General features: G+C 61.3%; 11 protein-coding genes and 1 tRNA gene. 3 read left to right on the forward strand and 9 right to left on the reverse strand.

Annotated features, from left to right (window positions below; genetic code table 11):
• The first annotated feature begins 2 nt into the window (after positions 1–2).
• The gene (locus DDF78_RS10735) at positions 3–680 is read left to right on the forward strand and encodes an HAD-IA family hydrolase (RefSeq protein WP_152581766.1); all 678 of its coding nucleotides are present in this window, start codon (positions 3–5) and stop codon (positions 678–680) included.
• A 231-nt stretch (positions 681–911) separates the two neighbouring features.
• Here the strand turns inward: DDF78_RS10735 and DDF78_RS10740 are convergent, their stop codons facing one another.
• Positions 912–1,871, reverse strand: coding sequence for an aldo/keto reductase (locus tag DDF78_RS10740; RefSeq protein WP_152581765.1), 960 nt, complete (start codon positions 1,869–1,871; stop codon positions 912–914).
• Between the two features lie 187 nt (positions 1,872–2,058).
• On the opposite strand from DDF78_RS10740, the gene DDF78_RS10745 reads away from it, so the two are divergent.
• Both DDF78_RS10745 and DDF78_RS10750 read left to right on the forward strand, forming a co-directional pair.
• Positions 2,059–3,132 (forward strand): permease, encoded by a 1,074-nt coding sequence (locus DDF78_RS10745; protein ID WP_162000820.1) that lies wholly within the window; start codon positions 2,059–2,061, stop codon positions 3,130–3,132.
• On the forward strand, positions 3,132–3,974 hold the full coding sequence (locus DDF78_RS10750; protein ID WP_152581763.1) for a TIGR03943 family putative permease subunit: 843 nt from the start codon (positions 3,132–3,134) through the stop codon (positions 3,972–3,974). The genes DDF78_RS10745 and DDF78_RS10750 overlap by 1 nt, the downstream gene beginning before the upstream one ends.
• Positions 3,975–4,096: 122 nt before the next feature.
• Here DDF78_RS10750 and DDF78_RS10755 read toward each other — a convergent pair whose 3' ends face one another.
• From DDF78_RS10755 to nadD, 8 genes are all read right to left on the reverse strand, one after another.
• Positions 4,097–6,517, reverse strand: a complete 2,421-nt coding sequence (locus tag DDF78_RS10755; RefSeq protein WP_162000819.1) for an LTA synthase family protein — start codon at positions 6,515–6,517, stop codon at positions 4,097–4,099.
• A gap of 353 nt (positions 6,518–6,870) precedes the next feature.
• On the reverse strand, positions 6,871–7,074 hold the full coding sequence (locus DDF78_RS10760; RefSeq protein WP_152581761.1) for a hypothetical protein: 204 nt from the start codon (positions 7,072–7,074) through the stop codon (positions 6,871–6,873).
• Positions 7,075–7,374: 300 nt separating this feature from the next.
• On the reverse strand, positions 7,375–8,088 hold the full coding sequence (locus DDF78_RS10765) for a histidine phosphatase family protein (RefSeq protein ID WP_152581760.1): 714 nt from the start codon (positions 8,086–8,088) through the stop codon (positions 7,375–7,377).
• A gap of 63 nt (positions 8,089–8,151) precedes the next feature.
• Positions 8,152–8,577: a ribosome silencing factor gene (gene rsfS / locus DDF78_RS10770; RefSeq protein ID WP_152581759.1), complete on the reverse strand. Its 426-nt coding sequence runs from the start codon at positions 8,575–8,577 to the stop codon at positions 8,152–8,154.
• Positions 8,578–8,711: 134 nt separating this feature from the next.
• Positions 8,712–10,100, reverse strand: a complete 1,389-nt coding sequence (gene glmU / locus DDF78_RS10775; protein WP_152581758.1) for a bifunctional UDP-N-acetylglucosamine diphosphorylase/glucosamine-1-phosphate N-acetyltransferase GlmU — start codon at positions 10,098–10,100, stop codon at positions 8,712–8,714.
• Between the two features lie 97 nt (positions 10,101–10,197).
• Positions 10,198–10,268, reverse strand: a tRNA-Gln gene (locus DDF78_RS10780).
• Positions 10,269–10,362: 94 nt separating this feature from the next.
• Positions 10,363–11,382 (reverse strand): ribose-phosphate diphosphokinase, encoded by a 1,020-nt coding sequence (locus tag DDF78_RS10785; RefSeq protein ID WP_152581757.1) that lies wholly within the window; start codon positions 11,380–11,382, stop codon positions 10,363–10,365.
• Positions 11,383–11,489: 107 nt separating this feature from the next.
• Positions 11,490–12,149 (reverse strand): nicotinate-nucleotide adenylyltransferase, encoded by a 660-nt coding sequence (gene nadD / locus DDF78_RS10790; RefSeq protein ID WP_237564657.1) that lies wholly within the window; start codon positions 12,147–12,149, stop codon positions 11,490–11,492.
• Positions 12,150–12,204 lie beyond the last annotated feature (55 nt).

The following is a 12,204-nucleotide window of genomic DNA, read 5'->3' on the forward strand; positions in this document are numbered from 1 at the left end:
GCTTGATCATTACCTTTGATTGCTATGGGACATTGCTGGATACGTCACCAGTCAGGGCGCTTATCGCGACGACGGCGCAGGACAATGGCATCGATTCGACGCTGGCTGTCGACCTGTTTAGCAGCTGGGAGGACCGGCTGATGTATGCGGATGCGGTCATCCCCTACGAACAGCTCATCAAAACAGCTTTGGGCTATATGGATATGGAGTTGCGTAGCGAATCGCTGTTTGCGAGTCACTATTCCTTAGTTCTGGAGGCATTCTGCAGTCTTCAGGCTTTCTCCGAAGTCAAGCCGGTTCTTCGGCAATTGCAGGAATCAGGCCACGAACTCGTGCTGATGTCCAATTCGTCGCGCAGTATCATGAAACACAACCTGCAGGCGCTGGACAATGTCTTTCAGGAGGTCATTCTTCCTGAGCAGACACGCTGCTACAAGCCTGCACCAGAGTTCTTCCGATATACGCAGAAAAAGCTGGATTTGCAGGGCAAACGACATCTGCATGTCGCCAAAGGCTTTTGGTGGGATATCGTTCCCTGCCATGCCTTGGGGTGGCAGTCAATCTGGATTAACCGCGATGGTCTGCAGCCGTTGCCGGGTATTCAGCCGACCTATGCACTGCCGAACCTAATGGACCTGCCACCCCTCGTGCAGCATGCATCGGTTCGCAGCCGCGCCTAAATCCGTGTATCTGCGTTATGTGAGGCGCTATGAGAAGGCTGCGGAGGTCTATCTGCGTTACGTGAGGTGCTATTTCGCGGAGCGTCGAGTACCAAGCATTCCAAAGCCGCCATTTTCAGCCAGCAATACTTGGGGTGCTGCAGATTTAACACCTCACGTAACGCAGATAGATCTCCGCAAGGCCAGGTTAACGCCTCACATAACGCAGATGCACCGCGCGAACCACCAGACTTACCGCATCAGCGGGGCCGAGGCGGTGTCTAGGGCGTTCATGTCCTCGTCGCCTAGGCTCAGCCTGGTCGCGGCGATCAATGCCGGAAGCTGCTCAGTGGTGCGGGCCGAGGAAATCGGGGCGACCACCTGCGGGCGCCGGAGCAGCCACGCGAGCGACACGGTGGCGATGGAGACGCGATGCGCCTTGGCTATGGCGTCCAGCACGTCGATCAGCGCGTAGCCCTTGTCGTTGAGATACGGCGCGACATCGCCTTGGCGAGCCCTGCCCTCGGCGTCGGCGGACGAGCGGTATTTGCCGGTCAGGAAGCCCGAAGCCAGCGAATAATACGGGAATACCGCAAGATTCTCGCGGCGGGCTACCGGCAGCAGATTGGTCTCGTAGTTGATGCGGACCACCAGATTGTAATGGGGCTCAAGCGCGACCGGCAGCGTGTAGCCGCCCTCGCGGGCGATGCGGAACCATTTCTCGATGCGGGCGGCCGTGTAGTTCGACAGGCCGATCGCGCGAACCTTGCCCGACCGCACCAGCTTGTCGAAGGCTTCGACGGTCTCTTCGAGCGGCGTGCTTTCATCGTCGAAATGCGCGTAATACAAATCGATGTAGTCCGTGCCCAAACGCAGCAGCGACGCATCGGCGGCCGCCGCGATATTTGCCGCCGAAAGCCCGGAATACTGCGGGTGCTGACTGACCTTAGTGGCTACGACCACCTTGTCGCGATTGCCACGCACCGCCAACCAGCGCCCCAGAATCGTCTCGGACTCGCCGCCGGCATTGCCCTCGACCCATGCCGAATACACATCGGCGGTGTCGATGAAATTGCCTCCGGCCGCCACATAGTCATCCAGAACCTCCCTGCTGGCGGTTTCGTCGCTCGTCCACCCGAAGGTGTTGCCGCCCAGAACCAGCGGGAAGACCTCGAGATCGCTATCGCCTACCTTCACTCGTTGCGTGCTCATGTCACAGTCCTTTCGTTGTGCGCCAGTGCCTTATCGTGTAGGGCAGGCGTGCCATCGGGCGCGTTCGACGCCATCGCTTCCCTCCATTGTGTCGCTGATGACGCTGCCATGCGAAGTTCGGCTCAGCGAGAACTGCGCATGCAGCATAAACCGGCGGTCTTTCTGCGTCATGGCCTACAATGTCCCTGTGATTCGCGCAAGACATCAGCTCACCTTCCAGGGCTTCCTGGTCGCGGCCCTGTTGACGGCCGCCGTCATCACGGCTTCGCCGCTTATCGATGCCACGGGCTTCCCACTCACCGCGATTCTCAGGGGCATCGTGGGGCTGCTGGCCCAGGCCTTCCCGTTCCTGCTCATCGGCGTGCTCGTCTCCGGCGCGATAGCCGCCTTTCTGACGCGCGATTTCATCGAACGCCGCTTCCCGAAATCCCTTGGCGCAGGCATGGCCGTGTCGCTGGCCGCCGGATTCGCCATGCCGGTGTGCGATTGCGCGACGGTGCCGGTGTTCGCCCGCATGGTGCGCAAAGGCATTCCACTGCCCAGCGCCGTAGTGTTTCTGTGCGCGGCACCAATCATCAACCCTGTCGTAATCTGGTCCACCTGGTTCGCCTTCCCTGACCGGCCTGTGCTAACCTTCGAGCGCGTCGGCCTAGGCATACTGGTGTCGTTGGTGATTGGCATGAGCTTCGCACTGTTTCCTCCCCGCGCCGACATCCTGCGTTCAGGAATTGATAGCGCCGGCATGCACGGCAATAGCCGCCGCTCCCCCGATTGCACAGATGATTGCGCAGCCGACCGCACAGCGATCGACACCGGCACAGCGACCAACACCGGCACGGACACCAGAGTTATGGCACGTATCGTCGCCATGCTGCGGCACGCGCATGACGATCTCTTTCGCGTCGTGCCCTACATGCTCGTCGGCATCGTCCTCGCCTCATCCATCCGCGTGCTGTGGGGCGCAAACCCGCCCGCATGGCTCACCAGCCACGGCATGATGCTCTCCATCCTGCTCATGATGGGCCTGGCATTCCTCAGCTCGCTGTGCTCGACTTCGGACGCGGTGATCGCGCGCGGATTCTCCACCGTGTTCCCGATGCCTGCGCTGCTCGGTTTCCTCGTACTCGGCCCGATTATGGACGTCAAGAACGTGCTCATGCTCTCGTCGATGTTCTCCCAGCGCTTCGTCGTACGCCTCGCTGTAACGGCGGCCGTAGTCGTTTTCGTGGCGACCATGCTGTTTGCAGGAGTGGTTCGCTAATGACGGCGACGAAAGTGGCAGCGTCACCCGTGAATGGCGCCACGCGGCATCAGCACGCCCAGCCCAACGCCATCGACCGCATCGAAGGATTGGCCTTGTTCGCATTCGCCGTAGCCATCGCGGCATTCGTGGCGTCCGGACGCTATATCTCCTTCGTGACGCCGCGCACCGTGCCATACCTCGTATTCGCCGCAATCGTGCTGCTGATACTTGCACTGGCAGCCTGGTTCGGCGTTTTCAACTGCACCAAGGCTTCGCTGATCCGAATTCTGGTCGTGGCAGTGCTGCCGACCTTGCTGCTGTCGCTGCCAATCGACTCCGCCAGCTCCGCAACTACGGGCACGAATCGCGCCATCGCCATCAATTCCTCGCAATCGGCCAAGCTGCCGGGGCTGAACGCCGCGACGAAGACCATTACGATACGCAATGACGATTTCGGTTCATGGTTCGATCGCATCGACCGCCACGCCGACCAGTACCTCGGCTACACCATCATCGTCGAAGGCTCCGTCACACGCGATTCGTCGGTGAATTCGTCGCAGTTCTCGCTTTCGCGCATGCTCATGACCTGCTGCGTGCTTGATATGACGCCCTTCGGCTTCGTCGTGGATACTTCGGCGACCGGCACTTCGGCGAACAGAACTTCCGCGATTAGCGCCTCAACGTCAGACACCGCGTCGCCGTCCGCGGCAATGCCAAAAGGCAATGCCTGGGTGAAGGTGACCGGCACACTCGCCCGAGGCCGCATCGGCACCGCTTCGCATGGCTACAACGGACTTATTCTCAAGACTCAGTCCATTCATGCCGCACATGAGACCTCCAACGGCTACTTCTACCGCTAGCACCAGTTGCCGTATGGCGGCAAGTCGCCGCTAACACCCGTTTTGCAGCTAACGGAGGGACTATTGGCGTGAAAAGACCACTGACGAGTGCTCAGCGTCCGTTTCGTGCCATTACCCCTTCGTTAGCGCCCCGAGCGAGACACCTGACCTTCGCGCTGGTGGGCCGCTGCTGTCGCCGAACCATTGACGATATCCAGCGAGGTGAGTGCGGATGCCGCCGACGGCACGGAAGCCGAGGCGGCTGTGTTCGATGCCGAGCTCTTGGCATCGCTGCCAGCAATGGCAGCTGCGTTCTTCACCCCGGGCAGGGTCATGAAATCGGTGTTTTCCAGATAGTGCTTGCCTGCGGTGATGTCGTATTGGATGAGCTTGTAGTCGTTGAGCATCTGCTTGGTGGGTGCGTCGAAGCTGCGCGCGTCCATGGGATTGCCTTGCGCATCCAGATAAATGGTCTGCCCGGCGGGAATGCGCGACCAGCCTTGGATCTTGTTGACCACAGGAGGCTCCATAGCGCTGATCTTGCCATGCAGGAGCGTCAGGAAGGCGATGTACGGCGAAACCTTGGCGTTCATATGCTCGGCGGTCTGGGCCATGAAGAAGTTCGGCGAGGAGTACGCGCTGTCGTTGAGCTTGGTGCCGGACGAGGCCGAGGCCTGATTCGACCAGATGAAGTAGTCGGTCTCATGCAACGCTATGGAATTGGCGGAGTTGGCCCCCGCCGTCGTGTAGATGCCCGGCAGATGGTCGCCGTAGAACATGACCGTGATGGGCCGGTTCTCACTGTCCAGCGACGAAAGGAAGTCGCTTGTGGAGGCATCCGTGAGGCTCATGCCCTTGGCGTAGGTCTGTATCGCCATGGTTTCATCGCTGCCCAACGCGGGCGCGCCCTGCCCAGGTGTCGCGACGAACTGATTGTTGTTGTACCAGTTGCTGTACGGCATATGGTTCTGCATGGTGACCAGCTGCACGAAACGGTTGCCTGGCGCGTTCTGCATCCAGTCGGTGACATCCGAGTAGGCCGCGTTGTCGCCTGCGTAGGGGCTTGTGTCGATCGGCTTGGAGTTCTTGATGAATTCCGGCCCGCTGCGCGTGTAGAAATGCGGGAATCCGAATTTCTGGTAGTTCGTGGACCGTGAGTACATCGATGCCTCGTATGGATGGAAGGCGACGGAGTCCTTGCCGCCGTCCCATAGCTGGTTGACGGACGGGGTCCATTGCAGCTTGGGAATCAGCTGCTGATACGGGCTGGTGAGCGAGGAATCGAAGTTGGCCATGCTTAAGCCCGTAAGCGCCTGGAACTCGAGATTCGCCGTGCCGCCGCCGTAGCCGGAGGACAGCATGAGCCCGCTCGTGGTCGTGTCCTTGAGGGAGCGGATGAAGGGCATGGGATCCTCATTGAGATTCAAGCCCGGCACGCGCAGCGGATCGGAGAAGGATTCGGATAGGACGAAGACCACGCTGCTGTCGGTGAGATTCGCAGTGCGCGTGGCGTTAATCGTCTTCGCCTGCGCCTCATAGCGTTTGAGCACACCTTGCATCGTGGCCTCGCTGTACCCCGCCGGCTCGTCCATGATTTTAGGATTGAGCTGCCGGGAGAAGGCAAGCAGCGTGCCGTTGCGCTGGGAGTCATAGACCGAATCCCACATCGAAGGAATATCGCCCATGCCCTCAGCCAAGGAGTTCGCCCAGCTGCCGACCGTGCCGACTGCGGAAACGAACATCGCCACGACGAGTCCGGGCACCAGAACACCCACGATCCGCGCTGCGACAACCGCCTTCCCGCTGCCGCGATGCTCGATGATCCTGCCCTTGCGCAAGTCGAAATGATTGGCCAGCACGCACAGCGCAATGAAGACGAGCATGCCGATCGTGACGTTGATGATCATGCCTGTTGAGCCGGAGGGCAGGAAGGTGGCGATATCGCCGGCATTGGAATTCAGGAAGTCAAAGTCGGTGGGCAGCAGGGCCTCATAGCGCGACTGCACCTTGAAGCGCTCGACAAGCGAGAAAATCATCCATGCCGTCATCACGACCGGCGTAGCAACCCAGAAATGGTTGATCAGAAACAGGACAGCCAGATATATCAAAGCCAGCAGCGCCAGATTCAGGACGAAGACGTAGCGCTGCTGCGTCCACATATTCACGATGAAATCCCATAGGCCGGCCAGCGGCTCGGGCAGCGCGGAACCATTGGCGGACACGGATACTCCCCATTGCATCATGCCGACACCGACGATGCTGAAGAGCAGGAAGAGCACAGCGTATGTCCACGACGAGAAGCGCGTCGCTCCAGCAGGCACGGATACGCCGTTGCCTTTTTTCGTGTTGTCGCTGCCGTGCCCGTCCTGCTCGCCGCTGTTCTCGGGGCCGCCCTCGCTGCCGTCCACGGCAGCGTCTACAGCACCATTCACGCGGGGATGGTCGTCCGCGTCGTGCTGCGCATCAGCATCGTTGCGCGGCTCCTGCGCGAAGGCATCATCGTGCGTATGCTGCCCATCGTCGCCGTGCTCCTGAACGGATTGCAGACCCTCGACATCACTCATTCGGCTGCCGTTTCCTTCCTGTGCATCTGTGTACTTCAAGCGTGGTATTCCAATGCATGGTATTCCAAGCGTGCGCACCCGCATATGCATGCTGGACGCGAGCCATGCTCACGCCATTGCCGCCATTCGCGTCATCGTCGTCATAGTCATCTCACCGGTATGCCCGATACCTTCGTTGCGATGGCGCTGAAAATTGCACATACCGCACGATTGTCCCCGACCTGCACGACATAGGAACGACATCGGAGATCACTGAATCCTAGCTGTATGAATGCGGTGCACACGCATGAGGCGCCCCGGGTGACTTCCCGGGGCGCCTCATGAGCAACGCTTACATCGCTGCCGTTTACGAACTACTCGCCTGCCTCGCGCACGGCCTCTTTGACGTCGTTCTTCGCTTCAGTCGCCTTCTTCTCGGCTTCGGCCCCAGCGACGTTGACATTCGCCTTCACCTCGTCGAATGCGTCAGCGGCCTTGTCCTTGAGATCTTTGGTTGAATCGGCAATCTTATCGCCGGCGTCCTTTGCGAAATCCTTTGCGTCATCCAGTATTCCCATGATTCCTCCTTTGGTCACAACCTCGTTGATAGCGGTTTCCTAGTAATCGTTCCCTGCCACCATGCAACGCTTACGCATCCTTGTTCATCAGTGACCTGGAACTGGCGTACCAGTCGAATTTCCCGACCTTCACGATATGCATTACGATAGCCAACAAACGACGTTCGCGCAGCTTTCAGCCATGCTTATGTGCTGCCAGCGTACAGTGGTGAAGACCTTGTGCGGATGGGAATAAACGAGGTGGATACCGAGGATACTGAGCCTCCGCTAGCTCCTCACCAATCCCCTACCGGCCTCTCGCTAACGCTGCGCGAGGTCAGGATGCTGCCATTGCCCGGTATCGGCAAGCGCGGGCCCGTGGTTGTAATCGACCAGACGCCAGCGCAGCTCGCCGTCTGATGCCGCGCAAGGGACCAATCTGGCCCAGTGGGCATTGCGCATCGAGATGACGCCGATGAAATCCGCATCGACTTTGTCCAAGCGAAGCATGACCTGCAGAGTCTGCGCGATCCACGCCCCATGCGAGAAAACGAATAGGTCGGCGTTCTCGCCGGCCTCGGCAGACCAGTCCAGCAGAGCAGCGGCGCCGCGTGCGCCGACATGCTGCTTGCTTTCCGCGCCGTGCCTCAGCTCGCCGCCGGTCATCTGCACCCATGAGCGGTAGTCCTCGGGGAATTGCTGCGCCAGCTCCTTGGCGGACATGCCTTCCCATTCGCCGAAGTTGCGCTCCCGCACGCGCTGATCGGTGTGCACCTCAAGTCCGAGCGAATCGGCGAAGGCGTGCGCCGTCTGGCGGGCGCGGCCCAGGTCGGAGCTGACGACGAAGCGGCTGTCGGCACCCGTCTCGGGCTGCACGTAGAGCTGCTGCAGCGCCTGCGCCGTCTGGCGCACCTGCCATTGGCCTACCTCGTCGAGCGGAATGTCAATCTGGCCTTGGATGCGATTAGCGGCGTTGTACGCGGTGCGGCCATGACGCACCAGCGTAATCGAGCGGACATGCTGTGTCTCAGGCATTTCATCCCTTTCTCGTAGCGGGCGCGGCGACATGTGCGGCGAGAGCCCTAGTGGCTGGTGAGCCTAGTCTTGAGACTCGTGCGTTTCGTGCGCATCGTTCGTATCGTTCGCTTCCTGCGGTGTGGCAGGCAGCTCAAGATCGATCTGCGGGCAGTCCTTCCATAGCCGTTCAAGGCCATAGTAGGCGCGGGCCTCCTCATGCATGATATGCACGACGAAATCGCCGTAGTCGAGCAGCACCCATTGCGCCTCGGCGAGTCCTTCGCGCTCACGCGGCTGCAGCTTCTCGGCATGCAGGTAGAGATCCTTTTCGATCTCCTGTCCCACGCCCAGCACCTGCCGTTCGTTCGAGGCGGTGACGATGAGCATGATCTCGGTGATGCCGAGCAGATTGCTCACGTCGAAGGCGACGATATCCGTGGCCTTCAAGCGGTCTGCGGCTGCTGCGGCGATGCGCACGGCCGCGATGGTATTGGATTGTGCGCTCATGCTCTCACCGTTTCTGTCGTCTGTGCTGCCTGTACTGACTGTGCTGATTGTGTCGTTCCCACTGATTTCCTTAATCTTCGCAAGTTGCGTCGTTACCGCAAGCTGTGTCGTTCCTGTGATTCGTGCTGTTTCCACTATTGTTCCCGTTCCCAGCTTGGCTTCCAGCCTTCGACGATATGCTGCGTGTTCTCCGAGTAGACCATCGCACCGTCCGGCGTCTCATGGCGCACGACCGAGCCGGCGCCCGTAGTGACATCGTCGCCCACTTCGACCGGCGCGACGAAGAGGTTGCCCGCGCCCACATGGACGTTCGAGCCGATGCGGGTGTGGTGCTTGTGCACGCCGTCGTAGTTGGCCGTGATGGTGCCTCCGCCGATATTCGTATGCTCGCCCAAGTCGGCGTCGCCCACATAACTCAGGTGCGGCACCTTGGTGCCTGCGCCGATATGCGCCTTCTTCATCTCGACGTACGCGCCGGCTTTCGATTCTGCGCCGAGGTCATTGCCCGGGCGCAGATAGGTCCACGGGCCGATGTTCGCGGATGCGCCGATATGCGATTCCTGTACGCGCGAACGCTCCACGGTAGCGCCCTCGTCAATGGTCGCGTCGATAAGCGTCGTATACGGGCCAATGACGGCGTTTTCGTGCACGACGGTATGGCCTTGCAGGAAGCAGCCGGGCAGCACGGTCACGTCGGCGTCCAGCGTCACCTCGTCTTCAATCCAGGTCGTCTGCGGATCGAGTATCGTCACGCCCCGGCGCATCCAGTCCTCGCAGATACGGACGTTGTGCTGCCGGGCGAGCGAAGCCAGTTGCACGCGGTCGTTGACGCCCTCAACGCTCAGCGGATCCGTGGCCTCGTAGGCACCGACCCGGCCATGTCCACGCGCGACTTCCAGCGCGTCGGTCAGATAGAACTCGCCCTGCGCATTGCTGTCGTCAAGGCCGGCGACAGCTTGCGTCAGCACGGCGGCGTCGAAGACGTAGACCGAGGTGTTCACCTCATGCACCGTCAGCTCGCTGCGGTTGGCGTCCTTCTGCTCGACAACGCGCAGCACGCCGCCGTCGTTGCCGCGGATGATACGGCCGTAGCCGGTCGGGTCCGCAAGCGTCGTGGTGAGCACCGTGGCATCGTTGCCGCTCTGCGCATGGAAGTCGAGCAGGCTGCGCAGGGTTTCGGCGTCAAGCAGCGGCATATCCGAGGCGGCGATGAGCACCGGCCCCGAAAGCGGTCCGTTGGCATTGAGCTGGTCCATCGCGCACTGCACGGCGCGTCCGGTGCCGGGCACGTCGTCCTGCATGACGATTTCGACATCCGCGTTGTAGTCCTGCGCCGCCTGCGACACGCGCTGCGCCTGGTAATGCACGACGACGGCGAGCGTGTCGGGGCTTTGTGCGGCGACAGCGGACATGACACGCTCAAGGAATGTGCGCCCAGCGAATTCGTGCAGCACCTTGGGCTTGGCTGAATGCATGCGCGTGCCTTCTCCGGCGGCGAGAATGATTGCGGCGGACAACACCATATGGTCATATCTCCAATTCTTCGGTTTGCACCCCGTAAGAGCACCGGCCCCGAACCGCCGCGCAGTCGCGCGCGTCGCGAGTTCGAGAACCGTAACGTTCCCCCACCTGGATTCGAACCAAGACTAAGGGTTCCAAAGACCCGTGTGCTGCCATTACACCATGGGGGATCGGCAAGGGTTAGCTTGCCAAGTGATTATTATGCCATACCCCGCGACCTATGACGCGCCGCATGCCGCAACGCCGGCAGCGCAACGCACAGGGTCATGCGAACAGGAAGCCCTGCCCGTGATGCTCGGGATAGGTGTCGAAGAGCTCGGCCACCGAGCCGTCCTCGAACACGGCGCGGATGGCGCTGGCCAGCAGCGGGGCGATGGAGAGCACAGTCAGCCCATCCCAGCGCTTGGAATCGTCGATCGGCACCGTGTCGGTGACCACGACTTCGCGCGCGCCGGACTCCTTGAGCCGTTCGATGGCCGGACCGGAGAAGACGCCGTGCGTGGCGACGACCGTGACCGAGTGTGCGCCGGACTCCTTGAGCACGCTGCATGCGCCAGCTATCGTGCCGGCGGTGTCGATCAGATCGTCGACGAGCACGCAGTCCTTGCCCTCAACGTCGCCGACGATGCGGTGCGCGACGGCCTGGTTGGGCCGGGTGATGTCGCGCGTCTTGTGCACGAAGGCGAGCGGGCCGCCGCCCAAGCGCTGAGCCCACTGCTCGGCGACGCGGATGCGCCCGGCATCGGGCGAAACCACGGTGACATTGTCGAGCTTGTCGGCAAAGCGGTCGCGAATGTAATCGACCAGCACGGGCATCGCGATGAGATGATCCACCGGGCCGTCGAAGAAGCCCTGCGACTGCGCGGCATGCAGATCCACGCTCATGATGCGGTCGGCACCGGCCGTTTTGAGCAGGTCGAAGACCAGGCGACAGGAGATGGGCTCGCGGCCCAGATGCTTCTTATCCTGGCGCGAATAGCCCAGCAGCGGGCATACGGCGGTTATGGAGCGGGCGGAGGCGCGCTTGAGCGCGTCGATCATGATGAGCTGCTCCATGATCGACTTGTTGACCGGATTGGCGTGGCTCTGCAGCACGAACACGTCGGCGCCGCGCACCGATTCGGTGTAGCGCACGTACATCTCGCCGTTGGCGAAGTCGTATGCCGTGGTCTCCAGGACGTCGATGCCAAGCTGACTGGCGACGTCGGCAGCCAGCTTGGGGTGCGCCCTGCCGGTAACGAGTATGAGGTTCTTATCGGGCTTGCCTGCGAGGATGGCGCTCACCGTATCTCCAAACGTTGTTCGCTGAAGTGGACTCGACCCATACTAACCGCGTCCGCAGACCGCTCGACACGGTCGGCAGGCACGCAGCGGGGCCTTCAGAAGGCTGCTCAGCCCTGGTACAGGCCGTGTTTGCCGATGTATTGCACCACGCCGTCCGGCACGAGATACCACACCGGTTCTCCACGCGAGGCACGGCCGCGCACGTCGGTCGAGGAGATGGCCAGCGCAGGGATCTCCAAGGCGTCTACCTTCTTCGAGATCGGAATGGAAGCTGTCTGTGGCTGGGAGTACCCGGGCCGGGTAACGGCCACGAAATGCGCCAGATCCCACATGCCGCCGGCGTCCTTCCAATGCAGGATCTCCGCAACGGCGTCGGCCCCGGTGATGAAGTACAGCTCCGCATCGGGGTATTCGGTGTGCAGATCGCGCAGCGTGTCGATGGTGTAGGTGATGCCGGGCCGGTCGATGTCGACCCGCGACACGGTGAACTGGGGGTTAGATGCGGTCGCGATCACCGTCATCAGGTAGCGGTCCTCGGCGTTCGTGACCTGCTTGTCCAGCTTGAATACGGGGCGGCCAGTAGGCACGAAAATAACCTCGTCCAGGTCGTAGACCCATGCCACTTCGGAAGCGGCGACCAAATGGCCGTTATGAATCGGGTCGAAGGTGCCGCCCATGATGCCGATGCGCGGGCGGTCATGCCGGTTGCCGCGCGTCGAGCGCCGGGCACGGCGGGCGTTGTACTGCGGCAGCGACAGCTCGGACATGCGGCGTTCTTCGCCAGCCGACGGGCCGGCAGAGCCACTGACTGAAACACTGCCC

Source organism: Bifidobacterium tibiigranuli (assembly GCF_009371885.1).
GTDB classification, from domain to species: Bacteria; Actinomycetota; Actinomycetes; order Actinomycetales; family Bifidobacteriaceae; genus Bifidobacterium; species Bifidobacterium tibiigranuli.

Bases quoted from the DNA above. Each gene is read 5' to 3' on its own strand.
- DDF78_RS10740 (WP_152581765.1), bottom strand. From the start codon at position 1,871: ATGAGCACGCAACGAGTGAAGGTAGGCGATAGCGATCTCGAGGTCTTC.
- DDF78_RS10750 (WP_152581763.1), top strand. From the start codon at position 3,132: ATGACGGCGACGAAAGTGGCAGCGTCACCCGTGAATGGCGCCACGCGG.
- DDF78_RS10755 (WP_162000819.1), bottom strand. From the start codon at position 6,517: ATGAGTGATGTCGAGGGTCTGCAATCCGTTCAGGAGCACGGCGACGAT.
- DDF78_RS10760 (WP_152581761.1), bottom strand. From the start codon at position 7,074: ATGGGAATACTGGATGACGCAAAGGATTTCGCAAAGGACGCCGGCGAT.
- DDF78_RS10765 (WP_152581760.1), bottom strand. From the start codon at position 8,088: ATGCCTGAGACACAGCATGTCCGCTCGATTACGCTGGTGCGTCATGGC.
- rsfS (WP_152581759.1), bottom strand. From the start codon at position 8,577: ATGAGCGCACAATCCAATACCATCGCGGCCGTGCGCATCGCCGCAGCA.
- glmU (WP_152581758.1), bottom strand. From the start codon at position 10,100: ATGGTGTTGTCCGCCGCAATCATTCTCGCCGCCGGAGAAGGCACGCGC.
- nadD (WP_237564657.1), bottom strand. From the start codon at position 12,149: ATGTCCGAGCTGTCGCTGCCGCAGTACAACGCCCGCCGTGCCCGGCGC.